23 protein-coding genes are annotated in these 24,776 nt (G+C 69.0%); 5 read left to right on the forward strand and 18 right to left on the reverse strand.

What is annotated here, in order from left to right; genetic code table 11:
* Positions 1-18: 18 nt before the first annotated feature.
* Positions 19-630 (reverse strand): LysE family translocator, encoded by a 612-nt coding sequence (locus tag ACR3IO_RS07175; protein ID WP_434070486.1) that lies wholly within the window; start codon positions 628-630, stop codon positions 19-21.
* On the reverse strand, positions 630-1,397 hold the full coding sequence (locus ACR3IO_RS07180) for an SDR family NAD(P)-dependent oxidoreductase (RefSeq protein ID WP_434070487.1): 768 nt from the start codon (positions 1,395-1,397) through the stop codon (positions 630-632). Before ACR3IO_RS07180 ends, ACR3IO_RS07175 begins: the two co-directional genes overlap by 1 nt.
* A 73-nt stretch (positions 1,398-1,470) precedes the next feature.
* On the opposite strand from ACR3IO_RS07180, the gene ACR3IO_RS07185 reads away from it, so the two are divergent.
* Positions 1,471-2,052, forward strand: coding sequence for a TetR/AcrR family transcriptional regulator (locus tag ACR3IO_RS07185; RefSeq protein WP_434070488.1), 582 nt, complete (start codon positions 1,471-1,473; stop codon positions 2,050-2,052).
* Positions 2,053-2,151: 99 nt separating this feature from the next.
* Here the strand turns inward: ACR3IO_RS07185 and nrdF are convergent, their stop codons facing one another.
* From nrdF to nrdH, 4 genes are all read right to left on the reverse strand, one after another.
* Positions 2,152-3,132 (reverse strand): class 1b ribonucleoside-diphosphate reductase subunit beta, encoded by a 981-nt coding sequence (nrdF, locus tag ACR3IO_RS07190; RefSeq protein WP_434070489.1) that lies wholly within the window; start codon positions 3,130-3,132, stop codon positions 2,152-2,154.
* 80 nt (positions 3,133-3,212) lie between these two features.
* Positions 3,213-5,318, reverse strand: a complete 2,106-nt coding sequence (nrdE, locus tag ACR3IO_RS07195; protein WP_434070578.1) for a class 1b ribonucleoside-diphosphate reductase subunit alpha — start codon at positions 5,316-5,318, stop codon at positions 3,213-3,215.
* Positions 5,319-5,344: 26 nt separating this feature from the next.
* On the reverse strand, positions 5,345-5,764 hold the full coding sequence (gene nrdI / locus ACR3IO_RS07200) for a class Ib ribonucleoside-diphosphate reductase assembly flavoprotein NrdI (RefSeq protein WP_434070490.1): 420 nt from the start codon (positions 5,762-5,764) through the stop codon (positions 5,345-5,347).
* Positions 5,765-5,832: 68 nt separating this feature from the next.
* Entirely contained in the window at positions 5,833-6,066 is a 234-nt protein-coding gene (gene nrdH, locus ACR3IO_RS07205) for a glutaredoxin-like protein NrdH (protein WP_157425962.1), read from the reverse strand.
* Between the two features lie 439 nt (positions 6,067-6,505).
* Between nrdH and ACR3IO_RS07210 the strand changes: the two genes are divergently transcribed.
* Positions 6,506-7,303 (forward strand): alpha/beta fold hydrolase, encoded by a 798-nt coding sequence (locus tag ACR3IO_RS07210; protein WP_434070491.1) that lies wholly within the window; start codon positions 6,506-6,508, stop codon positions 7,301-7,303.
* Here the strand turns inward: ACR3IO_RS07210 and ACR3IO_RS07215 are convergent.
* The 4 genes from ACR3IO_RS07215 to ACR3IO_RS07230 form a co-directional block, all read right to left on the reverse strand.
* Positions 7,281-8,729 (reverse strand): acyltransferase family protein, encoded by a 1,449-nt coding sequence (locus ACR3IO_RS07215; protein WP_434070492.1) that lies wholly within the window; start codon positions 8,727-8,729, stop codon positions 7,281-7,283. The genes ACR3IO_RS07210 and ACR3IO_RS07215 overlap by 23 nt on opposite strands.
* 401 nt (positions 8,730-9,130) lie before the next feature.
* Positions 9,131-9,802: a response regulator gene (locus ACR3IO_RS07220; protein WP_434070493.1), complete on the reverse strand. Its 672-nt coding sequence runs from the start codon at positions 9,800-9,802 to the stop codon at positions 9,131-9,133.
* Positions 9,799-11,199: a sensor histidine kinase gene (locus tag ACR3IO_RS07225; protein ID WP_434070494.1), complete on the reverse strand. Its 1,401-nt coding sequence runs from the start codon at positions 11,197-11,199 to the stop codon at positions 9,799-9,801. Before ACR3IO_RS07225 ends, ACR3IO_RS07220 begins: the two co-directional genes overlap by 4 nt.
* Positions 11,200-11,281: 82 nt before the next feature.
* On the reverse strand, positions 11,282-11,857 hold the full coding sequence (locus ACR3IO_RS07230) for an HhH-GPD-type base excision DNA repair protein (protein ID WP_434070495.1): 576 nt from the start codon (positions 11,855-11,857) through the stop codon (positions 11,282-11,284).
* A 176-nt stretch (positions 11,858-12,033) separates the two neighbouring features.
* Here ACR3IO_RS07230 and ACR3IO_RS07235 point away from each other — a divergent pair, with 176 nt between their 5' ends.
* Entirely contained in the window at positions 12,034-12,414 is a 381-nt protein-coding gene (locus ACR3IO_RS07235) for a glyoxalase superfamily protein (RefSeq protein ID WP_434070496.1), read from the forward strand.
* 130 nt (positions 12,415-12,544) lie between these two features.
* The gene (locus ACR3IO_RS07240; RefSeq protein ID WP_434070497.1) at positions 12,545-13,291 is read left to right on the forward strand and encodes a maleylpyruvate isomerase family mycothiol-dependent enzyme; all 747 of its coding nucleotides are present in this window, start codon (positions 12,545-12,547) and stop codon (positions 13,289-13,291) included.
* A gap of 66 nt (positions 13,292-13,357) precedes the next feature.
* Here ACR3IO_RS07240 and mmsB read toward each other — a convergent pair whose 3' ends face one another.
* The 4 genes from mmsB to ACR3IO_RS07260 form a co-directional block, all read right to left on the reverse strand.
* Entirely contained in the window at positions 13,358-14,602 is a 1,245-nt protein-coding gene (gene mmsB / locus ACR3IO_RS07245) for a multiple monosaccharide ABC transporter permease (protein ID WP_434070498.1), read from the reverse strand.
* Between the two features lie 32 nt (positions 14,603-14,634).
* Positions 14,635-16,164 carry a multiple monosaccharide ABC transporter ATP-binding protein gene (gene mmsA / locus ACR3IO_RS07250; RefSeq protein ID WP_434070499.1) on the reverse strand — a complete coding sequence of 510 codons (1,530 nt, stop codon included), beginning with the start codon at positions 16,162-16,164 and terminating at the stop codon, positions 14,635-14,637.
* Positions 16,165-16,292: 128 nt separating this feature from the next.
* Positions 16,293-17,390, reverse strand: a complete 1,098-nt coding sequence (gene chvE, locus ACR3IO_RS07255) for a multiple monosaccharide ABC transporter substrate-binding protein (RefSeq protein WP_434070579.1) — start codon at positions 17,388-17,390, stop codon at positions 16,293-16,295.
* Between the two features lie 162 nt (positions 17,391-17,552).
* Entirely contained in the window at positions 17,553-18,281 is a 729-nt protein-coding gene (locus ACR3IO_RS07260) for an L-ribulose-5-phosphate 4-epimerase (RefSeq protein WP_434070500.1), read from the reverse strand.
* 546 nt (positions 18,282-18,827) lie between these two features.
* Between ACR3IO_RS07260 and ACR3IO_RS07265 the strand changes: the two genes are divergently transcribed.
* Entirely contained in the window at positions 18,828-19,877 is a 1,050-nt protein-coding gene (locus ACR3IO_RS07265) for a LacI family DNA-binding transcriptional regulator (RefSeq protein WP_434070501.1), read from the forward strand.
* A 3-nt stretch (positions 19,878-19,880) separates the two neighbouring features.
* On the opposite strand, the gene ACR3IO_RS07270 is transcribed toward ACR3IO_RS07265, so the two are convergent.
* The 4 genes from ACR3IO_RS07270 to ACR3IO_RS07285 form a co-directional block, all read right to left on the reverse strand.
* Positions 19,881-21,449 (reverse strand): MFS transporter, encoded by a 1,569-nt coding sequence (locus ACR3IO_RS07270; RefSeq protein WP_434070580.1) that lies wholly within the window; start codon positions 21,447-21,449, stop codon positions 19,881-19,883.
* 46 nt (positions 21,450-21,495) lie between these two features.
* The gene (locus tag ACR3IO_RS07275) at positions 21,496-22,323 is read right to left on the reverse strand and encodes an aldo/keto reductase (protein ID WP_434070502.1); all 828 of its coding nucleotides are present in this window, start codon (positions 22,321-22,323) and stop codon (positions 21,496-21,498) included.
* A 126-nt stretch (positions 22,324-22,449) separates the two neighbouring features.
* On the reverse strand, positions 22,450-23,364 hold the full coding sequence (locus ACR3IO_RS07280) for a cyclase family protein (RefSeq protein ID WP_434070503.1): 915 nt from the start codon (positions 23,362-23,364) through the stop codon (positions 22,450-22,452).
* Complete coding sequence (locus ACR3IO_RS07285) at positions 23,361-24,737, reverse strand: APC family permease (RefSeq protein ID WP_434070504.1); 1,377 nt, start codon at positions 24,735-24,737, stop codon at positions 23,361-23,363. The genes ACR3IO_RS07280 and ACR3IO_RS07285 overlap by 4 nt, the downstream gene beginning before the upstream one ends.
* Positions 24,738-24,776: the final 39 nt, after the last annotated feature.

Raw genomic sequence — 24,776 nt, forward strand, 5'->3', positions numbered from 1 at the left:
ACGACCCGGATGCCGCGGCTACTGCCGCTCGAAGGCCAGGCGTCCGGCGAGCAGCACATAGGTGCCCGCGAAGGTGCGGCGCAGCCAGGCCATGACGCCGGGGCGACTGATGACGCGGTTGCGCATCGTGGCGGCGAACACCCCGTAGAGCGCGAACACGATGAACGTGAGTGCCATGAACACGAGGCTGAGCCCCGTCATCTGCCACGCGCCACCCGGACTCCCCGCGGGAACGAACTGGGGAAGGAAGGCGAAGAAGAAGATGGTCAACTTCGGGTTCAGCAGGTTGATGAGCACGGCCGTGCGGATGACGCGCCAGGAGGAGATGGGCCGGGAATCGGCGTCCACCTGAATCACCGACCGGTCGCGCAGGGTCTGCCATGCGAGGAGGAGCAGGTACGCGACGCCGAGCCACTTGATCGTCTGGAACGCCACCGCGGAGGAGTTCAGGATCGCGGCGAGCCCGGTGATCGCGGCGACCATGTGGGGGACGACGCCGATCGTGCATCCGAGCGCGGCGACGATGCCGGCCCGTGCTCCGCGCGACAGGCCCGCCGCGATCGAGTACACGGCCCCGGTGCCGGGGGTCGCGACCACGACGAGGGTGGTCAGCAGGAAGGCGATGCTCATCAGCGCACCATCCGCGCGCTGAGGTCGATCAGCATTCGTCGGGGCATGAACCGCGTGAGCCAGGCGGTCGTCGCGTTCGCCGCGCCGCAGACGACGCCGGGTCCCGGTCGGCGAGCTTCGAGCGCGCGCAGCGCGATCGCGACGACCGTCTCGGGGGTTTGGAACCTGCCGACCGCGGCTGACCTGGTTCCGACCACGTCGAAGAACTCGGTGCGGGTCGAGCCGGGCGAGAGGGAGAGCACCTTCACGCCGTGCGGTCGGGCCTCGTGCCAGACCGCTTCGGTGAAGCTGCGGACGAACGCCTTCGCGGCTCCGTAGACCGCCATGCCGGGAACGGGCTGGAACGCCGCGGTGCTCGCGACGTTGACGATGCCGCCGCGGCCTGCGGCGAGCTGGTCGGGCAGGTACGCGCGCGTCAGCGAGACGAGCGCTCGAACGTCGACGCCGATCTCCTCTTCGAGACGCTCGGGGTCGGACTCGGCGAGCGGGCCGTGCGTCGCGAAGCCCGCGTTGTTCACGAGCAGGTCCACTGGGCCGGTCTGCGCGCGAAGTCGAGTGCCGATGCTCGCCTCGGCGAGATCCGCTGCCACGACCTCGGCCCGGATGCCGTGCCGTGAGGTCAGTTCATCCGCGAGCGCCCGCAGGCGATCTTCGCGGCGGGCGACGAGCACGAGGTCGGATCCGCGCTCGGCGAGTGCTCGCGCGAAGGCGGCACCGATGCCGGAGCTCGCCCCGGTGACGAGCGAACGGGTGGGGGCGAACGGCATGGAGACCTCCTGGCTGCGGGAACGGGTTAACACCCGTAAACCTTCGTTGGTTTACAGGTGTACACTGATCGACGTGACGACGCAACCCCGGGTGCAGCATCCGCGCGGATCAGGCGACCTCCTCCGCGCCGAACTGGTGGCGGCTGCGCGTGAGCTCCTCCTCGTTCCACGCGCGGGGCCGCCGTTCTCGCTGCGAGCCCTTGCCCGAACCGTTGGCGTGTCGCCCACAGCGGTCTACCGTCACTTCGGCTCCGCCGAAGAACTCGTCACGACGGTGATCGACGACCAGAACGTCCTGCTCCGAGCGGCCGTGGGGGTGCCCGCCGGCGACGTGACGACCGACGCCTTCGCGCGGTTCGGCCTTCGCTACGTGCAGTGGGGGCTCGCGAACCCCGGCGCGTACCAACTCCTGTTCGAGAGCGCGGAACGCTACGAGATCCCGGTGGGTCCCGGCACACCCGGATACACGCTGCTCGAGGATGTCGCGGACTGGCTCCGCCGCGGCGGGCGGGAATCATCCATGGTCTTGGCGACCCGCGCCTGGGCCGCGCTGCACGGGCTGACCTCGCTGCGCCTCCACAAGCCGACGTTGCCCTGGCCGACGACCATCGAGCAGGAGGTCGACGCGATCGCGAGCGCCATCCTCAGCCGATAGCCGCCGCGCGCCCGTGAACGAGGTGCCCCCGCCCGAACGGCGAATGGCTCCGGACCGCAGGTGCGGTCCGGAGCCATTCGGATCTTGCCCCGAGACGTACTAGAAGTCCCAGTCCTCGTCTTCGGTCGAGACGGCCTTGCCGATGACGTACGAGGAGCCCGACCCCGAGAAGAAGTCGTGGTTCTCGTCGGCATTCGGCGAGAGGGCCGAGAGGATCGCCGGGTTCACGTCGGTGACGGTCTTCGGGAACATCGCCTCGTAGCCGAGGTTCATGAGGGCCTTGTTGGCGTTGTAGTGCAGGAACTTCTTGACATCTTCGGTCAGGCCGACGCCGTCGTAGAGGTCTTGCGTGTACTGCACCTCGTTGTCGTAGAGCTCGTAGAGCAACGAGAACGTGTAGTCCTTGATGTCGTCGCGCTCTTCCTGCGTGACCTTCTCGAGGCCCTTCTGGAACTTGTAGCCGATGTAGTACCCGTGCACGGCCTCGTCGCGGATGATGAGGCGAATGAGGTCGGCCGTGTTGGTGAGCTTCGCCCGCGACGACCAGTACATCGGCAGGTAGAAGCCCGAGTAGAAGAGGAAGCTCTCGAGCAGCGTCGAGGCGACCTTGCGCTTCAGCGGGGAGTCGCCCTGGTAGTACTCCATGACGATGGAGGCCTTCTTCTGCAGGTTCGGGTTCTCGACCGACCAGCGGAACGCCTCGTCGATGTCCTTCGTCGAGCAGAGCGTCGAGAAGATCGACGAGTAGCTCTTCGCGTGCACCGACTCCATGAAGGCGATGTTCGTGTAGACGGCCTCTTCGTGCGGGGTGATCGCGTCGGGAATGAGCGAGACCGCACCGACGGTGCCCTGGATCGTGTCGAGCAGGGTGAGCCCCGTGAACACGCGCATCGTGAGCGTCTGCTCTTCGGGCGTCAGCGTGTTCCACGACTGGATGTCGTTCGACAGCGGGATCTTCTCGGGCAGCCAGAAGTTGTTCACCAGACGGTTCCAGACCTCGAGGTCCTTGTCGTCCTGGATGCGGTTCCAGTTGATCGCCTGCACGTGGTCGACCAGCTTGAGCTTCTCGGGAGGGGTCATGTTCTCGGCTTCTCTCAGATGACGGATGTCGCGGGGCGGGCGGGTCTCGATACGGCGCTGACGCGCCTACTCACCCGGCGTCAGAGCATGCACGAGACGCACTCGGACATGTCGGTGCCCTCGAGGGCCATCTGCCGCAGGCGGATGTAGTAGATGGTCTTGATGCCCTTGCGCCATGCGTAGATCTGCGCCTTGTTGATGTCGCGCGTGGTCGCGGTGTCCTTGAAGAACAGGGTGAGCGAGAGACCCTGGTCGACGTGCTGCGTCGCCGCGGCGTACGTGTCGATGACCTTCTCGTAGCCGATCTCGTAGGCGTCCTGGTAGTACTCGAGGTTGTCGTTCGTCATGAACGCAGCCGGGTAGTACACGCGACCGAGCTTGCCTTCCTTGCGGATCTCGATCTTCGCCGCGATCGGGTGGATCGACGACGTCGAGTTGTTGATGTACGAGATCGACCCGGTGGGCGGCACGGCCTGCAGGTTCTGGTTGTAGATGCCGTGCTCCTGGATCGACGCCTTCAGCGCCTTCCAGTCCTCCTGCGTGGGGATGTGCACGTTCGAGTCGGCGAAGAGCTGCGTGACCTTGGCGGTCGCGGGCACCCACGCGGCATCCGTGTACTTGTCGAAGAACTCGCCCGACGCGTACTTGCTGTCTTCGAAGCCGACGAAGGTCTCGCCGCGTTCCGTGGCGATAGCGTTCGACGCGCGCAGGGCGTGGAAGAGCACCGTGTAGAAGTAGATGTTCGTGAAGTCGATGCCCTCTTCGCTGCCGTAGAAGACACGCTCACGGGCGAGGTAGCCGTGCAGGTTCATCTGGCCGAGGCCGATGGCGTGCGACTTGTCGTTGCCGTCTTCGATCGAGCGCACCGAGGTGATGTGGCTCATGTTCGACACCGCGGTGAGGCCGCGGATGGCGGTCTCGATGGTCTTGCCGAAGTCGGGCGAGTCCATGGTGAGGGCGATGTTCAGCGAACCGAGGTTGCAGCTGATGTCCTTGCCGATCTCGTTGTACGAGAGGTCCTCGTTGTACGTGGTCGGGGTGTTCACCTGCAGGATCTCGCTGCAGAGGTTCGACATATTGATGCGGCCCTTGATGGGGTTCGCCTTGTTCACCGTGTCCTCGAACACGATGTAGGGGTATCCGCTCTCGAACTGGATCTCGGCGATGGTCTGGAAGAACTCGCGCGCGTTGATCTTGGTCTTCTTGATGCGCGGGTTGTCGACCATCTCGCGGTACTTCTCGGTGACCGAGATGTCGCCGAACGGCTTGCCGTAGACCTTCTCGACGTCGTACGGCGAGAAGAGGTACATGTCCTCGCCGTTCTTGGCGAGCTCGAACGTGATGTCGGGCACCACGACGCCGAGCGACAGCGTCTTGATGCGGATCTTCTCGTCGGCGTTCTCACGCTTGGTGTCGAGGAACTTCATGATGTCGGGGTGGTGCGCGTTGAGGTACACCGCGCCGGCGCCCTGGCGGGCACCGAGCTGGTTGGCGTAGCTGAAGCTGTCTTCGAGGAGCTTCATCACGGGGATGATGCCGGAGGACTGGTTCTCGATCTGCTTGATCGGGGCACCGGCCTCGCGGATGTTCGAGAGCGAGAGCGCCACGCCGCCGCCGCGCTTGGAGAGCTGCAGGGCGGAGTTGATGCCGCGCGAGATCGACTCCATGTTGTCTTCGATGCGGAGCAGGAAGCAGGAGACGAGTTCGCCGCGCTGCGCCTTGCCCGTGTTGAGGAACGTCGGCGTGGCCGGCTGGAAGCGGCCGCCGATGATCTCCTCGACGAGGTTGATCGCGAGTTCTTCGTCGCCCTGGGCGAGGCCGAGGGCGGTCATGACGACGCGGTCCTCGAAGCGCTCGAGGTAGCGCTTGCCGTCGAACGTCTTGAGCGTGTAGCTCGTGTAGTACTTGAACGCGCCGAGGAACGTCTCGAAGCGGAACTTCTTCGAGTAGGCGAGGTCGTTGAGCTTGGTGATGAACTCGAACGAGTACTGGTCGAGCACGGCCTGCTCGTAGTACTCCTTCTCGACGAGGTAGTCGAGCCGCTCCTTCAGCGAGTGGAAGAAGACGGTGTTCTGGTTGACGTGCTGGAGGAAGTACTCGCGCGCGGCCTCGCGATCTTTGTCGAACTGGATCTGTCCGTCGTCGCCGTAGAGGTTCAGCATCGCGTTGAGCGAGTGGTAGTCCATACCCACGCGCGGTGCGTCGATCACGGCTACACCGCTGTCAGAAGCTGCTGCGTTGACCAAAATGCGTCCAATCCCTCGTTGACGGCGTTGACGTCGTCAGGTGTTCCGAATACTTCGAAGCGATACATGAGCGGCACATGGCATTTGGCCGCGATGATGTCTGCGGCCAGGCAGTAGCCCGTGCCGAAGTTGGTGTTGCCGGCGCCGACGACCCCGCGGATCAGCGACCGGTTGTGCTCGTCGTTGAGGAACCGGATGACCTGCTTGGGCACGGCGCCGTTGCCGTCGCCGCCGCCGTAGGTCGGCAGGACGAGGACGAACGGTTCGGACGCACGAAGCGGGGCATCCTTCGCGTGGAGCGGGATGCGATCTGCCGGACGACCGAGTTTCTCGATGAAGCGCGCGGTGTTGCCCGACACGCTCGAGAAGTAGACGAGGTTCGTCATGCTGGGTGCTCTCCCTCCGCGGCTTCGGTTCACTCCGTGGAGCTCACCGGTGCCATGCGGGTCGAGGATCAGCCCAGGCGCGAGGCGAGCTCAGCGATTTTGTCGGGGCGGAAGCCCGACCAGTGGTCTTCGTCGGTGATGACGACCGGGGCCTGCAGGTAGCCCAGCTCCTTGACCTGTGCGAGTGCCGTCTCGTCAGTCGAGACGTCGAGCACTTCGTACTCGATGCCCTTGCTGTCGAGCGCCCGGTAGGTGGCGTTGCACTGGACGCAGGAAGGCTTGGTGTAGACCGTGACCGTCATGTTCTCCCCTGTTCTTCTCGGGCTCCGGAGGAGCCCGCCCCCGTGATTTCTAGCGAGTTCAATACTACATCTAGTGGCTGTCGAACTGAACCGCCACAACATGCTGTAGTTACATCACTGTAGTTTTCCACCGCTTCATCCACAGTCCATCCCCAATCGGATGCCCCGGTGACCCGCGGATTCTCGCGGTGCCGGCCGAGGTTATCCACAACCGGTAACCAGATCGAATTCCCGCTTGTGGATGAACCCCCGGGCGTGTCGCGAACTACGACACTTGGGGGGTTCGAGAAGCTGCGACCCCTACATATGGTGTTGTGACTCCCATGCTGCCACCACCCACCGACATCGGGACGGGGGCTGGTCGCGTGTCGCGGGGACCGCCTACGCTGGAGCCGTTCGGACGGCACCACCGGCCGCCCGACTCGGATCGGGGGCGTCGATGACCGCGTTCGCAACGAGTGCCGACGGCACCCGCATCGCCTTCGACCGCGTCGGCTCGGGTCCACCGGTGATCCTCGTGGGCGGCGCCATGCAGTTCCGCGGCTTCGACCCGGCGACCGTCGAGCTCGCGAACGCACTCGCCGAGCACGGCTTCGACGTCGTGCACTACGACCGCCGCGGTCGCGGCGAGAGCCCTGCCGACCAGCCGATCACGCTCGCCCAGACCATCGCCGACCTGCGAGCCCTCACCGACCTGCTCACCGAGGGCGCCGACGACGCCGTCGCCCTCTTCGGCAACTCCTCGGGTGGCGCGATCGCTCTCGCCGCTGCCGACGCCGGCCTCCCGGTCTCGGCGCTCGTGCTGTTCGAGGTGCCCCTCGATGAGGAACGGGGCGCGGGCGGCGCCGAGTTCCTGGCCGGCCTGCGCGAGCGCATCCGCGACGCCGACGGGGATGCGACCGTCGAGTACTTCATGAAGGACATGCCGCCCGAATGGCTCGCCGGTGCGAGGGCGAGCGGCGGATGGCCCATCATGACCGCGATGGCCCCGAGCCTCGAACCCGACGCGGAGGCCCTCGCCTGGACCCAGTCGGCGCCGCGCGCCGAACTCTGGGCCGACATCGACGCCCGCACCCTCGTGCTCGTCGGCTCCCAGACACAGGACGTGATGGAGGTCGCCGCCCGTTCCCTGGTCGATACCCTCCCGCACGCGGAGCGGCGGGAGCTCGAGGCATCCGACCACCAATGGGAACCGAAGCGCCTGGCACTCGTCATCACGGAGTTCCTGGTCGACTGAGCTGCACGGCGCTGCCTCCCACGGGCGTGGACGCCGGTCGCGACCCGGCCAACGCGATGCCCAGCAGGGTCAGCGCGACGAGGGCCGGCAGCGGCGCGAACCCGACGACGAGCGCGACGCCTACCCCGGCCACGGCCGCCGGCAGCGCGAGCCAGAGCGGCACGACGAGCCGTGCGGGAACGAGGGCCCGGAGCCCACGGATGCCCCGATCGGGCGACGCCGCCGCTGCCGGCGGGTGCACCGGCCGGTGCACCGGCTGGCGCTCGAAGCGCCCGAACACGCGCACGAGCGCGGCCGTGCCGAGCGCCGCGACGACGAGCCAGAGCGGCCTGCTCCCCCACCACTCCTCGGTGAGCGGCACGGGCAGCGACAGCCCCGCGACCTCGTGCAGCACGAGCAGCACGCCGGCGATCGCCACGAACGCGGGCATGTGCCACAGGTAGAGCGTCATGCCCCACTCCCCGAAGCTCGCGATTGCACGCGCCGGGCGCGGGCGATCGGCCCACCGCCGCAGCGTCGGACGGGCGAGCGAGAAGAGCGCGAGCTGGGCGACGCCGAGCACCACGAGGCAGACCGTCGGCGGATTGAGGTTCATGAGCAGGTCCGGCGAGTACGGCCCGGCGACCGTGAGCGCGAGCAGCACCCCGAACGCCGCGAGCGTCGCGCCGAGTCGTGTGCCACGCGGCATCCGCTCGATGCTGCCGTCGGCCAGGAAGAAGCCGCCCTGCTGCACGAGCAGCCACACGGCGAGCAGGTTGGCGAATCCGATCGCGTCGATGCCGGTCGCGAACCGCACCGCGTCCACCGCGACCACCACCGCGAGCAGGCCCGCGATCGTCGCGAGCGGATGCCGCGCGTGCAGCCGGGCCATCACCGGGACGAGCGACGAGCAGGCGATGTACACGGCGAGGAACCACAGCGGCTGGCCGATGCGATAGCCCGCCGTCGCGACCGTCTCGGCGGGCAGGCCGGCCATGGCGAGCGCCGCGAGCGCCGTCGCGACGACCGCGACCAGCGCGATCGCCGGACGCACGAGGCGCGCGAGGCGCCCGCGCACGAAGTCTGCGGCAGCCTGTCCGCGCTGCTGCATGCGACGCCAGCTGGTCCACCCCGCGAAGCCGCCGATCACGAAGAAGAGCGGCATGACCTGCACGACCCAGGTCGCGGGAGCGAACCACGCCCAGCCCTCGAGCGCGTTCTCGAGCACGGGGCCGTCGGCGCCGACGCTGACCCCGACCATCATCGCGTGCAGCAGGAAGACCACCACGAGGCATCCGGCCCGGGCCGCGTCGATCGCCGCGTCGCGGCCACCGGCCGCGGTGCGCTCGGCACTCGGGCGTCGGCCCGTCGCAGGACGGGTCGTCGGCGCCGGCCCGGTCGTCAGTGCCGGCCGGGCCACGGCGATGCGTTCTGCGTTCAGCGTCACGATGACGCTCCTCCCCGGGGCGGCGTCTCCGCCCGTGCCGGCAGGTTAGGAACGCGGTGCCCCCGGGAGCATCACCCGCCGGAGCGGTTCCGACCCCCTACCCCGGTACTGGCTCCCGTGCCACACCCACCGGCGCGATGGCGGGCGGATGCCGCGGACCGCGCCTCTGGGCTGCGGATGCGGCGGGGCCGCCTCCCTTTGAGATACGGATGCCGCGGACGCAACGATGCGTCCACGCGGGAGCGCGGGAGCGCGGGAGTAGAGAAGTAGAGAAGTAGAGAAGGGGCGCACGTCTCCGGGAGGAACACCACACGCCGGGCACGTGCGGCACGGCGGTATCGCAGCACGTCACGCGGCCGGCGGCACGGCGGCGCAGCACGGCCGCCCGGCGCGGCATCCGTTCAGCGGGCGGGCTGCACCAGCCCGATGTCGTAGGCGAGCACGACGGCGTGCACGCGGTCGCGCAGGGCGAGCTTGGAGAGGATCTTGCCGACGTGCGTCTTCACGGTCTGCTCGGCGATGAACAGGTCGGATGCGATCTCCTGGTTGGAGCGTCCGCGGGCGATGAGCACGAGCACCTCGCGCTCGCGCGCGGTGAGCGCCGAGATCAGGTGGTCGTCGACGCGGGGAGCTGGCGCCTGGCGGGCGACCTGCTCGATGAGTCGGCGCGTGACGCTCGGCGCGAGCAGGGCGTCGCCCTCGGCGATGACCCTCACGGCGTTCACGACCTCGGCGGGCAGGGCGTCCTTCAGCAGGAACCCGCTCGCTCCGGCGCGCAGGGCCGCGTAGACGTAGTCGTCGATGTCGAACGTCGTGAGCATGAGCACGCGCGGCACGTAGTCGCTCGAGCGCGGCGGCGTCTGCAGCGCCTGCGTCGCCTCGATTCCGTTCATGACGGGCATGCGCACGTCCATGACGACGACGTCGGGGCGGAGCTCGTGCGCCAGCCGCACCGCCTCGGCGCCGTCGGCGGCCTGGCCGACGACGCTGATGCCGTCCTGAGCGCCGAGCACGGCCGCGAAGCCCGCCCGGACCATCGCCTGGTCGTCGGCGATGAACACGGTGATCGTCATTCGGCCTCCTCGTGGGCGACGGAAGCAGTGCCGGCCGCACCGGCTTGCGGCAGCACGGCATGCACCTCGAAACCGCCATCGGCGGTTGCGCCGCTCTCGATCCTGCCACCCAGGAGGCGGGCGCGCTCGCGGATGCCGACGAGCCCGTGCCCGGCACGCGGCTCAGTGCCGGCGGCGGCACTTCCATCGAGGACGGGGCCGACAGCGGCGGCGGGCGTCGCCGCGTCGGGCGAACCCGCAGCCGCGGCATCCGATGACGCCTGGTTGCGCACCGTCACGTCGAGCCCGGCACTCCCGGCCGTCGCCGGGCGCACCGTCACGAGGGTCGGGGCACCGGGGGCGTGCCGCAGCACGTTGCTCAGCGACTCCTGCACGATGCGATACGCCGCGCGCGCGGCGAGGCCGCCGTCGACCGCGCCCGCCGCCACGTCGAGCGTGATCGGCACGCCCGCCCGCTCGACGCTCGCGACGAGTTCGGGCAGCTGGGCCAGCCCGGGCTGCGGCGCCGTCTCGGCCTCGCCGGCAGGATCGCGCAGGACGGTCAGCAGCTCGCGCATCTCGGCCATGGCCGACCGGGCGGATGCCGCGATCTCGGCGAACTCGGCCGTCGTCGCCTCGTCGAGGCCGCTGAGCCGGTACGGCGCACTCGCCGCCTGCACCTGGATGATCGACATGCTGTGGGCGACCACGTCGTGCATCTCGCGCGCGATGCGGGTGCGCTCCTCGGCGACCAGGCGCCGCTCGTACTCGGCCGCGGTCGTGGCGCGCTGCTCGTCGAGCTGCTCCGACAGCTTCGCCCGCCCAGCCGTGACCGCGAGCGCGGCGCCGAGCACGAGGGCGCTCACCGCAGCGCTCGTCACGAGGTTCGCGACGACGCCGTCGGGGGTCGCGCCGCGGTCGGGGAGGAAGGCGACGGCGAGCGGGACGACGATCGCGCCCACCCAGAGCACCATCGCCCACCGGGCACGACCGCGGAGCGCCAGCAGCACGAGCAGTGCGCACAGCACGATGAGCTGGGGCACGGTGACCGGCCATGGCAGCCCGGGGTCGACCGATCCGAACACGCCGAAGAGCGCCTGCCCCAGGAGGAAGGCCGCGACGGCCGCCCAGCCCTGCCACATCGCCAGCAGCAGGCTGCCGACCTGCAGCAGCGCGATGCCGAACGCGATCGCGACGTGCACGTGGTAGACGGCCGCGTCGATCGGGACCGACACCGAGTAGAGCACGACCGCGACGAACGAGGTCAGCGTCCACACCACCATGTCGGGCGCCGAGCGGAGCGCGGATGCCGCGGCCGATCGTCGCGAGTTGGCAGGCGACGCCGACGCCGAGGGCGCCATGGCGGGCGACGGCGGAGGAGGCGGAACGGGCGGACCCGGGCGTGCGGAGGTGACCATGTCGCTCACTCTGGCACGCGGCATCCGCCGGCACATCCCTCCGCGGAGCGGTTCCGGCATCCCTCCGGGGTATGGGGCTCGCTCAGCCCTTCGCGGCCTTCGCGGCGGCCTTCGCCGCCTGCTTCGTCGCGCGCACCTTCGCGAGCGATTCGGGGTCGACGATGTCGGCGACCGAACGGTACGCGTCGGCCTCGCCGTAGGCGCCCGCGGCGTCACGCCATCCGGGCGCCTCGAGCCCGCACTGCTTGCCCAGGAGGGCGAGGAAGATGCGGGCCTTCTGGTCGCCGAACCCGGGCAGCGCCTTCAGCCGCTTCAGCACCTCGGCGCCGGTGGGCTCGCCGCGCGTCCAGATCTCGGTCGCGTCGCCGCCCCACTCGTCGCGCACGGCAGCCGCGAGCGTCTGCACGCGCTCGGCCATCGAGCCGGGGAAGCGGTGCACGGCCGGGGTCTGCTTGAACGCCTCGACGAACGCGTCGGGTGCGACGTCGGCGATGACGACGGGGTCGATCGAGCCGACGCGGTCGCGGATCTTCACGGGGCCGGCGAACGCCGACTCCATCGTGACCTGCTGGTCGAGCAGCATTCCGGTGAGCAGCGCGAACGCGTCATCGCTCAGCAGTTCGTCGGCGGCGGGGTCTCCGGTGATGTGCAGTGCCATGCCTCCATCCTCCCACCGCGGCTCGCGGGGGGTTGCGGGCGTCGCAGACGTCGCGCCGAGGGCTCCCGGCCTCCTCCATCCATCCGGACAGGAAATGACCGCATCCGTTGCGAAACTCGACGCATGGCGATTCGATGAGAGCGGATCGTGCCACACCCCTACCGAGGAGCGAACCCATGGACTGGAAGATCGAACTCATCCACGTGCCCGTCAGCGACGTCGACCGGGCGAAGGCGTTCTACGTCGACAAGCTCGGGTTCAACGCCGACCACGACCAGCGCGTCAGCGACGACCTGCGCTTCGTCCAGCTGACGCCGCCCGGCTCGGCCTGCTCGATCGCGATCGGCGAGGGCCTGGGCGCCACCCTCGAGCCGGGCACCCTCGACGTGATCCAGGTGGTGATCGCCGACGCCGACGCCGTGCTCGCGGATCTGCGTGCCAAGGGCGTCGAATGCGAGGGCGTCGACGAGCAAGCGTGGGGCCGCTTCATCACCCTGAAGGACCCCGACGGCAACCGCTGGACCCTGCAGCAGCTCCCCGCCTGGTCGCAGGCCTGAGCACGTCCGCCTCCCACCCGCGGCGGTGCGGGGGGTGGGCGGGGTCACCCGGCCGCAGCACAGCTCGTCCGTGCGCGTCCGGGGTCACGCGCGGATGCCGCGACCGCGCCGCACGCGTAGGCTGCAGGGCATGTCCGACCTGTCGCGCTACCTGCCGCTCTCGAACCGGCCGCGCCACGACGAGTCCGACGTGTCCTCGTCCTGGAACGCCGAACTCGCCGCCGTGCTCGGCTCGCTGACCACGGCCCTCGCCCCGCTGCCCGACGCCGACTGGACCACCACGAGTCGCCGCCCCGCCTGGACGGTGCACGACGTGCTCGCCCATCTCGCGTGGCGCCTGTCGACCCCGCGCGGCGAACGCTGGCGCACGAGCGCCCGCTCGCTCGCCGAGCAGGGATTCAGCGCCGGCGCGGCCGAGCTGGCGATCGCGCGCCGCGCCGCGGCATCCGCCGACGGAACGCCGTCCGCGACGGTGCGGCGCCTCGCCGCCATGCGCGACACGGCGAGCGCACTCGCCCGCCCGTCCGCATCCGCATCCGCATCCGATGCATCCGCACCGACCGCGCTGCCCACCGGGCTCGACGGCACCTTCCAGAACGGCATCGGCGCCCTCGCCGAGGCCGTCATCGGCGCGCTCGACGTGGCGGCCTCGCTCGGCCTCACGATCGCGATCCCCGAGCGCGCGTCCGGAGCCGTGGCCCTGCGCCGCGCGCTCGAAGCCCCGACCGAGATCAAGGCCGTCGTGAGAGGGCGCACACTCGCCGCGACCGACGCCGACTGGAGCTTCGGACACGGCCCGGTGCTGCAGGGCACCGCCGCCGAGATCCTGCTCTTCCTCTACGAGCGCAGCGACACCGCCCCGCGCCCCGCCGCCTGAGCCGCGAGACGACGGAAGGGCGGATGCCGCAGCATCCGCCCTTCCGTTCAGTTCACGCGCCGGAGGTCAACGACCGCCGCTGCGACGTCGGTTGTAGACGTCGAACGCGACCGCGAGGAGCAGCACGAGGCCCTTGACGACCTGCTGCCACTCGATGCCGATGCCCATGATGGACATGCCGTTGTTCAGCACGCCGATGATCAGACCACCGATGATCGCGCCGCCGATGGTGCCGACACCGCCCTGCACCGCCGCGCCGCCGATGAAGGCCGCGGAGATCGCCTCGAGCTCGAAGCCGTCACCGGCCTTCGGGCCGGCGAGGTTCAGTCGGGCCGTGAAGATGAGGCCCGCGAGCGCGGCCAGCGTGCCCATGTTGACGAACAGCCAGAAGTCGACGCGACGCGTCTTGATGCCCGAGAGCTCTGCCGCGTGGCGGTTGCCGCCGATCGCGTAGATGTGGCGGCCGAAGACCGTGCGGTTCATCACGATGCCGTAGACGAGGATCAGCACGGCGAGGATGATCAGCGTGATCGGGATGCCCTTGTACGAGGCAAGCGAGTACGCGAAGAAGCCGATCGCGGCCGAGATGAGCACGAGCTTGATGACGAACCAGGCGATGGGCTCGACGTCCTGGCCGTACTTGGCGCGGCCACGACGCGTGCGCACCTGCTGCACCACGAGCGCGATGATCGCGAGCGCCCCGACGCCGAGCGTCAGCGGATCGATCTCGAACTCGCCGAACAGGTCGGTCAGGAAGCCGTTGCCCAGGGCGCGGTACTCGGCCGGGAACGAGCCGATGTTGGCGTTGCCGAGCACGACGAGCGCGAGGCCGCGGAAGATGAGCATGCCGGCCAGCGTCACGATGAACGCCGGGATGCCGACGAACGCGATCCAGAAGCCCTGCCAGACGCCGACGAGCGCGCCGATGCCGAGCGAGAGGATGACCGACAGCCACCACGGCAGGCCCCACTGCACGGCGAAGACGCCGGAGCAGGCACCGACGAATGCGGCGACCGAACCGACCGACAGGTCGATGTGGCCCGCGATGATGACCATCACCATGCCGATGGCCAGCACGAGGATGTACCCGTTCTGCACCACCAGGTTGGAGATGTTCTGCGGGCGCAGGAGGATGCCGTCGGTGAGGATCGCGAACAGCACGACCACCGCGATGAGCGCGATGAAGATGCCGTTCTTGCCGAGGTCGGACAGCACGTGGCTGATGCGCTCGGTGAACTTGTTGCTCGGCGGGTTCACGTTGCCGCCGGCCTGGATCGACTCGGTGGTCGGTACCTGAATGGGGTTGGACATGGGGTCTCCTGTGATTCGCGCGCGCCCGGGCGTCAGCGCGGCTTTTCCATGGTCATGAGCTTGAGCATCGACTCTGGCGTGGCCTCGGCGATGGGGAGTTCGCCGGTGATGCGACCCTCGGAGAGGGCGTACACGCGGTCGCAGATGCCGAGCAGCTCGGGCAGTTCGGACGAGATGACGATGATGCCCTTGCCCTGCGCGGCGAGCTTGTTGATGATCGTGTAGATCTCGTACTTGGCACCGACGTCGATGCCTCGCGTCGGCTCATCGAGGATGAGCACGTCGGGGTCGGAGTAGATCCACTTCGACAGCACGACCTTCTGCTGGTTGCCGCCCGAGAGCTTCCCGGTCTTGACCAGCACGTTCGGCGCCTTGATGTTCATCGACTTCTTGAACTCGGTGGCGACCTTGTACTCCTCGTTGTCGTGCACGAGGCCGAACCGCTCGAGCTTCTTCAGCGACGCCATCGAGATGTTGCGCTTGATGTCCTCGATGAGGTTGAGGCCGTAGGTCTTGCGGTCCTCGGTCGCGTAGGCGATGCCCTGCTCGATGGCCTCGGCCACCGTGCGGGTCTTGATCTCCTTGCCGCGGAGGAACACCTTGCCCGAGATGCGCGAGCCGTAGCTCTGGCCGAACAGGCTCATCGCGAACTCGGTGCGACCGGCGCCCATGAGGCCGGCGATGCCGACGATCTCGCCGGCGCGCACGTTGAGGTTGACGTTGTCGACGACCACGCGGGACGGGTCCTGCGGGTGGTGCGCGGTCCAGTCCTCGACGCGGAGCAGTTCGTCGCCGAGGTTGGGGGTGTGGTCGGGGTAGCGGTGCTCGAGGTCGCGGCCCACCATGTCCTTGATGATGCGGTCCTCGGTCACCTCCTGCTTCGCGATCGTCTCGATCGTCTTGCCGTCGCGGATGACCGTGACGGAGTCGGCGACCTTCTTGATCTCGTTCAGCTTGTGGCTGATGATGATCGACGTGATGCCCTGCCCCTTCAGGTGCAGGATCAGGTCGAGCAGGTGGTCGGAGTCCTCGTCGTTCAGCGCGGCGGTCGGCTCGTCGAGGATGAGCAGCTTCACCTCTTTGGAGAGCGCCTTCGCGATCTCGACGAGCTGCTGCTTGCCGACGCCGATGTCCATGATCTTCGTCGTCGGGTTCTCGCGGAGGCCGACGCGTGCGAGGAGCTTGGACGCCTCGAAGTTCGTCTTGTTCCAGTCGATGAGGCCGCCGCGGCCCTTCAACTCGTTGTTGAGGAAGATGTTCTCGGCGATCGACAGGTACGGGCTGAGCGCGAGTTCCTGGTGGATGATGACGATGCCCTTGGCTTCGCTGTCCGTCAGGTCCTTGAACTCGACCGTCTCGTTCTCGAAGACGATGTCACCGTCGTAGGTGCCATGGGGGTAGACGCCGGAAAGCACCTTCATCAGCGTCGACTTGCCCGCACCGTTCTCACCGCAGATGGCGTGGACTTCGCCGCGCTCGACCTCGATGGTCACGTTGGACAGCGCCTTGACGCCGGGGAAGGTCTTCGTGATGCTGCGCATCTCGAGAATGTTGGTGGTCATATCTGCTCCTGCTTCATCGCCGGTGCCCTGTCGGACGCGGATGCCGCGGCCGGACCTGAGGCGAGACTACTCCCGCCATCAGGCTCCGGCCGCGTCATCCCATCAGCGGGTCAACCCGGTTGGGTTGATCAGCCGTTGATTTCCTCTTCGGTCCAGTAGCCGCTGTCGACCAGGACCTCGGTGATGTTGTCCTTGACGACGATCTGCGACTCGAGGAGGTACGAGGGAACGACCTTCACGCCGTTGTCGTAGTCCTCGGTGTTGTTGACCTCGGGCTCCTCGCCGTTCAGGATCGCGGAGGCCATGTTCACGGCGACCTCGGCGAGCTGGCGGGTGTCCTTGAAGATGGTCGAGTACTGCTCGCCCGAGTTGATCGCCTTGACCGAGTCGATCTCAGCGTCCTGGCCCGAGATGATCGGCCAGCCGTCGCCGACCGTGTAGCCGGCGTCGGTGAGTGCGGAGATGATGCCTCGCGAGAGGCCGTCGTACGGGGAGAGCACGGCGTTGACCGTCGAGCCGTCGGAGTACGTGGAGGTCAGGATGTTCTCCATGCGCTCCTGAGCGACCTCGCCGTCCCAGCGGAGGGTTGCAGCCTGCTCGAAGTCGGTCTGACCCGACTTGACGACGAGGGTTCCGTCATCGATCAGCGGCTGGAGCGTGTCGATCGCACCGTTCCAGAAGAACGTCGCGTTGTTGTCGTCGGGCGAACCGGCGAACAGCTCGATGTTGAACGGGCCCTTGGGTGCGTCGGCAGCCGGCGCGCCCTCGAGGTCGGTCAGGCCGAGGCCGTTCAGCAGCGAGGTGGCCTGCTGCACGCCGACGACGTAGTTGTCGAACGAGGCGTAGTAGTCCACGTTCTCGGAGTCGCGGATGAGGCGGTCGTAGGCGATGACCGGGATGTCGGCGTCGGCCGCGTCCTGGAGCACCTGCGAGAGCGTGGTGCCGTCGATCGACGCGATGATCAGGGCCTCTGCACCCTTGGTGATCATGTTCTCGATCTGCGAGACCTGGGTGGGGATGTCGTCCTCTGCGTACTGCAGGTCGACGGTGAAGCCCTGGTCCTCGAGCTGCGCCTTGACGGCGTCGCCGTCCTGGATCCAGCGCTCGGAGCTCTTCGTCGGCATCGCCACGCCGACCAGGCCGCCGTCGCCGCCGCCATCGCCGCTGCCGCCATCGCCGGAGCCGCCCGAGCACGCCGCGAGCGCGAGCATGGAAGCTGCCGCCATCGTAGCGAGAAGCACCTTCTTCGTGTTCTTCACGGTGTTTCCTTTCACTGTGTCATTCATGGACGTCATCGTCTTGGTGACAGTCGGAGCGACGGTGTCCATGTACGCCGCTCCCCCGCGACACCCGATGATCGGACGCCGCAAGCTTGTGTTGTTGAGTTGTCAGCCCGTCGCGCCCGTGGGGGCCCGACGTGCGTCCTTCGCCTGTCCGTAGACGTTCTGGTACCGGTCGTACAACCGGTCGATCGAGTCCTGCGGGATCGGGACCAGAGGGCCCGCCTCACGCGCCAGATGCACCGTGCGCGCGACATCCTCGACCATGACCGCAGCCTTGACCGCATCCTTCGCCGACGCACCGATCGTGAACGGCCCATGATTGGCCATCAACACCGCACGGCTGCGATGCCCGGACAGCGTCTCCACGATGCCCCGACCGATCGAGTCATCCCCGATGATCGCGAACGGACCCACCGGAATCGGACCACCGAACTCATCGGCCATCGCCGTGATCACACACGGGATCTCCTCACCCCGCGCCGCCCACGCCACCGCATACGTCGAATGCGTGTGCACCACACCACCGACCTCGGGCATGTTCCGATACACGTACGCATGCGCCGCCGTATCCGACGACGGAGCCCGATCAGAACCCGGCGTGCCCGCGATCACATGGCCATCCAGATCGCACAGGATCATGTTCTCCGGCGCCAGATCGTCATACGAGACACCCGACGGCTTGATCACGAACAGATCCGCACCCGGAACCCGACCCGACACATTGCCGCCCGTCCACACCACCAGGCCATACCGCGTCAACTCCGCATGCAACTTCGCCACCTCGGTACGCACACGCGCGATGGCGACTTCGGCCTGGGGTCCGTACGAGCTCATGCGGCCACCGCCGGGAGGCTCGAAAGGCGGGATGCACCGATCGCGCGGACCTGGTGCACCCGGTCGCCGGACAGGCCGAGATCGGCCCCGGTGACGCGCTGCTCGCCTCGGCTCACGGTACTGACTCCCTCGTCGATGGTGCTGGCGCGGTTGCGCCGGTCTCGATCCCTGCTCGATGTGCCGGTCGATGTGACCGTTCACATGGCGACACTCATGTTAGCCCCACGTTGACCGAGCCTGTCAACTCGCACGGGTCACGGATCGGTAACGCCCCCGACATGTTGCCGACGACCGGCCCGAACGTCGCTGGTACCCCTCCCCGATCGGGGGCCACCGGGCGAGTGGCCCGAAATCCCGCGAGATGACGGCCCACCGAGGCCGTGCGAGGTCGTCAGCACCGTTCGGAGTCCTGACGAATGGCGCCCTCCCTGACGGCCACGGACCCGTCGCCGGCGCGGGTGCCGTCATGTGACCGTCACACATGTGACGGTCACATCCGGGCCCACCCGTGCATAATGAGGGGCAGGGAGGCGTGTGACCGTGCACATGCCCGAGATCGCAAACAAGGACGTGGCCGTGTCAGAGGAGACCCCGAAGGGCCGCGCGCCGAGCATCCGAGACGTCGCCCGCCTGGCGGGGGTCTCGCACCAGACCGTCTCCCGTGTGCTCAACCACCACCCGAGCATCCGGCCCGAGACCAAGCAGCGCGTGCTCGACGTGATGGCCGAGGTGCAGTACCAGCCGAACCGCGCCGCCCGTGCGCTCGTCACGAGCCGATCGCACACCATCGGCGTCCTCTCGGACTCGAGCACGCAGTACGGACCAGCCTCGAGCATCGCCGCCATCGAGGCCGCAGCACGTGAGGCCGGCTACTGGGTCAGCACCGCGAACATCGACGCGGCCGACGATCGCTCGATCGCCGACGGACTCGCGCACCTCATCGCCCAGGGCATCGAGGGCCTCGTCGTCATCGCGCCGCAGGTGCGCGTGTTCGACACGCTCGCCGAGCGCTCCATCGACGTGCCGTACGTGAGCCTGCAGTCCACGGGGCGCGACCCCGAGCACACGCTCTCCGTCGACCAGATCGCCGGCGCCCGCCTCGCGACCCGGCACCTGATCGAACTCGGGCACCGTAGCATCTACCACCTCGCGGGTCCACAGGACTGGATCGAGGCGGAGGCCCGCATGCGCGGCTTCCTCGACGAGATGAGCGCGAGCGACGTGCCGACGACGGCGCCGATCCTCGGCGACTGGACGGCCGACTTCGGCTACTACGCCGGTCGCGAGCTCCTGACGATCCGCGACTTCACGGCGATCTTCTCCTCGAACGACCAGATGGCCCTCGGCCTCATGCACGCGATCCGCGACGCCGGGCTCGAGATCCCGCGCGACGTGTCGATCATCGGCTTCGACGACATCCCGGAGGCGGCGCACTTCTGGCCGCCCCTCACGACGGTGCGCCAGGACTTCGCCGAACTCGGGCGCCGCTGCGTCGCGCTGCTGCTCGGCACCATCGATTCCTCGACGCTCGAGCACCGCGGATCGATCGTGCCCGAGCTCATCGTGCGCTCCTCGACGGGCGCTCCGGCGTTCTGACCCTCAGCCGGCGAGCCTCGCGGGAGGCCGCACGCGGCTCGCGATGAGCATCGCGACGATCGCGATGCCGAGGGTCACCGCGAAGTCGGCGGTGAACGCATCCGCACCGAACGACGCCGACACGAGGGCCGTGACCGCGAGGGCGATCGACGCGCCGAGGGACTCGGAGATCGTGAGCGCGGCACTGTTGAACCCCTGCTCGTCGCGCCGCGACTGCGCCAGCACCGAGACCGAGAACCGCGGGTACATGAAGCCCATCGAGCCGCCGGCGAGCGCCCATGCGACGAAGGCGATGACGGGCGAGAGCATGAGCCACGCGACGACGAGCACGACCGCGAGGGCGATGACGAGCGTGCAAACGCCGATCTGGACGGCGCGCGTGTCGCTGATCGAGTCGGTGAGCCGGCCCTGCAGCCAGGACGCCGCGGCCCACGTGATGCCCGCGCCCGTGAGCACGACGCCGGCGAGGCTCGGCGACATGTCGTAGTGCTCGATGAAGAGGTACGGCAGGTACACCTCGCTGCCGAAGAAGGCGCCCGCGACGACGAACTTGACGGCGACCGTCGCCGGCATGCCCCTCGCGGCATGCAGCGTGCCCGGCGGCAGGAGCGGCCGCGCGGCGACCGCCGCGACGACGATGCCCGCGCCGGCGGCCACCCATCGCCAGGGGTCGTCGAGCTCCTTGGACAGCGAGACGACCAGCGCCGCGGCGGCGGTGAGGACCGCCCAGCCGACACGGCCCAGGCTCCAGGGCACGGAGGCGTCCCCCTGCACCAGGTCGCGCACGCGGAGGATCGGCGGCACCATCATGGCGGCCGCCGGGACGACGATCACGATGACGCCGAGGAAGACCCAATGCCAGCTGAAGGCCTCGGCCACGACGCCCGCGAGGGCGGGACCGACGATCGAGGGGATCACCCAGGCCGCCGCGAACCCGGCGAACACGCGGGCGCGCAGGGCCTCGGGATACGCGCGGGCGACGATGACGTACAGCGGCACGATGACCGCCGCACCGCTGAGGCCGTGCACGAACCGGCCGATGATGAAGGTCGTCATGTCGGTCGCGGTGCCCGCGATCACGAGGCCCACGACGAACAGCACGGCCGCGGTGATGAGCGACGGGAGCGGGCCCGAGCGATCGGTCCAGTTGCCGGCGAGCACCATGCCGATGATGCCCGCGGCGAGGGGCACGGCGAAGGCGAGCGCGAACAGCGACACCCCGTCGAGGTCCTCGACGACGAGCGGCATGATCGTCGTGACGGCCATGGCCTCGAACGCGGCGAGGAAGATCGTCGCGAACATGCCGATCGAGAGCCACGTGTACGGCTTGGAGAGCGGGCTCCTCGCGGCGGGCAGCCGATCGAGCGGACTCGAGCCCGAATCGCCCACGGATGCCTCGTGCACCGGCGCCTCGTTCACGGCGACCCCGTGCGCGGCGACCTCGTGAACGGCGGCCTCGTGAACGGCCGACTCGTGAGCGGATGCCTCGGCCGACACGTACGCCTCGGCCGCCGGTGCCAGCGAGTGGTCGCTCGTCTCGATCTCGTCTTTCGCCGCCCCGTCGCCTCGCATCACCCGATCGAGCCTACGTGGTGCCGCCGACGTCGAGGGCCGGAGGTCAGAGCTCCTCGTGCGTGTCGGGGTCGGCACCCCAGATGCGGCCCTGCTCGAGAGCCGAGATCGCGGTCGTCTCGGCCTCGCCGAGCTCGAAGGAGAACACGTCGAGGTTCGCGCGCCGGCGCGCGGCATCCGACGACTTGGGGATCGGGACGGACCCGAGCTGCACGTGCCAGCGCAGCACGACCTGGGGCACCGTGAGCCCGCGCGCAGCCGCGATCTCAGCGAGCACGGGCTCCTCGAGGAGGTTGCTCTTGCGCCCCAGCGGGCTCCAGCTCTCGGTGCGGATGCCGTGCTCCGCGTGATAGGCGCGAAGCTCGCCCTGCGGGAAGTACGGGTGCAGCTCGACCTGGTTCACGACGGGGACGACGCCGGTCTCGGTACGGAGCCGCTCGAGCATGGGCGCGGTGAAGTTCGAGACGCCGATCGACCGGGCGAGGCCCTTCTCGCGCAGCCGGATCATGGCCTTCCAGCTGTCGACGTACTTGTCGATGCGGGGGTTCGGCCAGTGGATGAGGTAGAGGTCGAGCCAGTCGAGGTCGAGCTTCGCGCGCGACTCCTCGAAGCTCGCGAGCGTCTCCTCGAACCCGTGATGGCGGCCCGGGAGCTTCGTGGCGACCACGAGATCGCTGCGATCGATGCCGGAGCGTCGCACCGCCTCGCCGACGACGTCTTCATTGCCGTAGTTGTAGGCGGTGTCGATCAGCCGGTACCCGTCGACGATGGCCGTGGAGATCGCCTCGATGCCGCTCTGCTCGTTGAGCCCGTAGGTTCCGAGCCCGATCGCTGGGAGGGTGTTTCCGTCGAGCAGGGGGTATTCGGGCGTCATCCCCCCATCCTCACGCACCGCGGCTGCTGAAGCCACCGGCACGCGCCGAACGGCGCGCCTTCGGCAAGCGGATGCCGCGGTGCGGGCGGGGCTCGAATCGACCTCGCGCCCGCCGCATCCGCGCGCTCAGGCCGAGGGCACCTCGGCGAAGGCGCGCACGGGGAACGTGCCGAACCCCTCGACGCGCGGCGGCACGGCCGTGAAGGTCGCGCCGCGCACGGGCACCCACTCGAGCGCGGTGAGGTGCTCGACCACGTGGACGCCGGCCTCGAGCAGCAGCGAGTGCGCCGGGCGCGTGCCGCCCGACTCGGTGTCGTCGATGTTCAGCGAGTCGATGCCCACGAGCGCGACGCCCGCCTCGACGAGGTGCCGGGCGCCGGCCTCGGTGAGGAACGGCGACCCGGCGCCGTACTCGGGCGTGCCGAAGTGCCGGTCCCACCCGGTGTGCAGGAGCACCGCCGTGCCCGCGAGCTCGCGGTCGAGGAACACCTCGGCCGGGATGCCGCGCTCCGTGGCATCCGTCAACCGGAACACCTCGGCCGGCAGCCCCACGAGGGTCTCGAGGGTGAGGCTCGCGAGGTCGCCGCCGTCGGCGTAGCGGTGGAACGGGCTGTCGAGGTAGGTGCCCGTGTTGCCGGCCATGTGGATCACGTCGATCTCGAACTCGGTGCCCGGCGCGTAGACCCCGCGCGACGCCTCGCGCGTGAGGTGCGGCGTGATCTCGGGAACCGGCAGGCCGGGATACGTGACGAGGCCCGCGCGGATCGGGTGGCTGAGATCGACGATGCGGCCGCGCCCGGCGCTGTGCGACGGTGCGGGCGCGACGCCGCGCGAGCCCTTGTGCGCCTCCTCGACGATCTCGAGGTTCGAGAGCTCGACGCTGCCGACGAGCGCGAGTCCGAGGTGGCGCACGAGCAGCGCGCCGATCTCGGCCTCGGTGAGGCCGGCCGACGGCAGGTCGAGGCGGAAGGCCTCGGCGTGCAGCCCGCCCCCGTTCGCGAACGCGATGTCGGCGTCGAAGTGGGCGCGGTACTCGGTCACTCGGTGTCCTTCGGGTCGGTGGCGCTGGTTGAGGTGGTGACACGCCGGCCGCGGATGCGGCGCACGATCGTCACGAGCACGGCCGCGGCGGCGAGCACGAGCGGCACCAGGAGGTTCGCCCAGGCGAGCACGAGGAGCCCGGCGGTCATGATCGTCGCGACGACCGCGAGCCACCAGCCGAACGACCAGCGCTTCAGGAGCAGGGTCGCGGCGAGCATGCCCGCGGCGTAGATGGCCACCATGTTGCTCGTGTGGATGAGGATGAAGCCCGAGAGGTCGAGGTCGTTCAACAGCATGAGGCCGAAGTAGCCGAGGATGAGCACCCCGGTGAGGGCGAGCGCCCGGCGCGGAACCTCGCCGTCGGCGGCGCCCTTGGCGAAGAACCTCGGGAGGTCGCCGTCGCGGCCGAGCGCGGCGCCGAGCTTGCCGAACGCCGGCAGGTAGGCGTTCATGACCCCGAGGGTGACGATCGCCGCGACGATGGCGACGAGCACGGGCCCGATGCCGGGCGCGGTCGACTCGACGAGGTCGAGCAACGGCACCTGGCTGTCGCCCGCACGGTCGCCGAGCACGGCGACGGTGACGAACTGCAGCGCGAGGTAGCTCGCACCGACCACGACGACGGCGATGCCGGTGGCGAGCGGGATGATCTTGCGCGGGTTCGTGAACTCCCCCGCGATGTGCGTGCCGACCTCCCAGCCGGCGAACGCCCACACGAAGAGGCTGATCGCCACGCCGACCCCGCCCCATCCGTTCGGCAGGAACGGCTGGAAGTTGGACGCCTCGACGGCGGGCACGGTGACCGCGACCACGCCGACCACGACCGCGACGAGCAGCCCGGTGAGCACGAACTGCACCCACCCGGCGACGCGCACGCCGAACCAGTTGACGATGAACGGCGGCACGAAGACCGCGAAGCCGATGATCGGCACGGCCGAGCGGTCGACGCCGAGCACCGCCACCACGTATTCGCCGCCGAGGACCGCGAGCACGGGGGCGCCGATGCAGACGCCGAAGTAGAACCAGTACCCGGCCATGCGCGCGGCGGTGTCGCCGAGGGCCCGGCGCACGTAGCTCGCGACGCCGCCGGCGTCGGGGTAGCGCGATGCGAGTGCGGCGAAGGTGCCGGCGAGCGGGATGGAGAGCACGAGCACGACGGCCACCGCGACGATCGAGGCCGGGCCGGCGGCCGCGGCGGCGAGCCCCGGCAGCACGAGGATGCCGGTGCCGAGCACGCTCGCGATGTAGAGCGCCGTGCCCTGCACGAGCCCGAGGCGTCCGTGGTGAGGCTGCCGTTCTCCCGCCGCGGCGTCGGAAGCCCTGCTCGCGGCAGGTGCGGCGGAGGTCGCCACGGTCGTCTGGTTCGAAGTCACCCGCTCATTCTGGAGCATCCGCCCGACACGCGCCGCTGG

Origin of the sequence: Agromyces sp. Marseille-Q5079 (assembly GCF_051016555.1) — a bacterium.
Classification (GTDB): Bacteria; Actinomycetota; Actinomycetes; order Actinomycetales; family Microbacteriaceae; genus Agromyces.

Bases quoted from the DNA above. Each gene is read 5' to 3' on its own strand.
- ACR3IO_RS07175 (WP_434070486.1), bottom strand. From the start codon at position 630: ATGAGCATCGCCTTCCTGCTGACCACCCTCGTCGTGGTCGCGACCCCC.
- ACR3IO_RS07180 (WP_434070487.1), bottom strand. From the start codon at position 1,397: ATGCCGTTCGCCCCCACCCGTTCGCTCGTCACCGGGGCGAGCTCCGGC.
- nrdF (WP_434070489.1), bottom strand. From the start codon at position 3,132: ATGACCCCTCCCGAGAAGCTCAAGCTGGTCGACCACGTGCAGGCGATC.
- nrdE (WP_434070578.1), bottom strand. From the start codon at position 5,318: ATGGACTACCACTCGCTCAACGCGATGCTGAACCTCTACGGCGACGAC.
- nrdI (WP_434070490.1), bottom strand. From the start codon at position 5,764: ATGACGAACCTCGTCTACTTCTCGAGCGTGTCGGGCAACACCGCGCGC.
- nrdH (WP_157425962.1), bottom strand. From the start codon at position 6,066: ATGACGGTCACGGTCTACACCAAGCCTTCCTGCGTCCAGTGCAACGCC.
- ACR3IO_RS07210 (WP_434070491.1), top strand. From the start codon at position 6,506: ATGACCGCGTTCGCAACGAGTGCCGACGGCACCCGCATCGCCTTCGAC.
- ACR3IO_RS07220 (WP_434070493.1), bottom strand. From the start codon at position 9,802: ATGACGATCACCGTGTTCATCGCCGACGACCAGGCGATGGTCCGGGCG.
- ACR3IO_RS07225 (WP_434070494.1), bottom strand. From the start codon at position 11,199: ATGGTCACCTCCGCACGCCCGGGTCCGCCCGTTCCGCCTCCTCCGCCG.
- ACR3IO_RS07230 (WP_434070495.1), bottom strand. From the start codon at position 11,857: ATGGCACTGCACATCACCGGAGACCCCGCCGCCGACGAACTGCTGAGC.
- ACR3IO_RS07235 (WP_434070496.1), top strand. From the start codon at position 12,034: ATGGACTGGAAGATCGAACTCATCCACGTGCCCGTCAGCGACGTCGAC.
- ACR3IO_RS07240 (WP_434070497.1), top strand. From the start codon at position 12,545: ATGTCCGACCTGTCGCGCTACCTGCCGCTCTCGAACCGGCCGCGCCAC.
- mmsB (WP_434070498.1), bottom strand. From the start codon at position 14,602: ATGTCCAACCCCATTCAGGTACCGACCACCGAGTCGATCCAGGCCGGC.
- mmsA (WP_434070499.1), bottom strand. From the start codon at position 16,164: ATGACCACCAACATTCTCGAGATGCGCAGCATCACGAAGACCTTCCCC.
- chvE (WP_434070579.1), bottom strand. From the start codon at position 17,390: ATGGCGGCAGCTTCCATGCTCGCGCTCGCGGCGTGCTCGGGCGGCTCC.
- ACR3IO_RS07260 (WP_434070500.1), bottom strand. From the start codon at position 18,281: ATGAGCTCGTACGGACCCCAGGCCGAAGTCGCCATCGCGCGTGTGCGT.
- ACR3IO_RS07265 (WP_434070501.1), top strand. From the start codon at position 18,828: ATGCCCGAGATCGCAAACAAGGACGTGGCCGTGTCAGAGGAGACCCCG.
- ACR3IO_RS07270 (WP_434070580.1), bottom strand. From the start codon at position 21,449: ATGCGAGGCGACGGGGCGGCGAAAGACGAGATCGAGACGAGCGACCAC.
- ACR3IO_RS07275 (WP_434070502.1), bottom strand. From the start codon at position 22,323: ATGACGCCCGAATACCCCCTGCTCGACGGAAACACCCTCCCAGCGATC.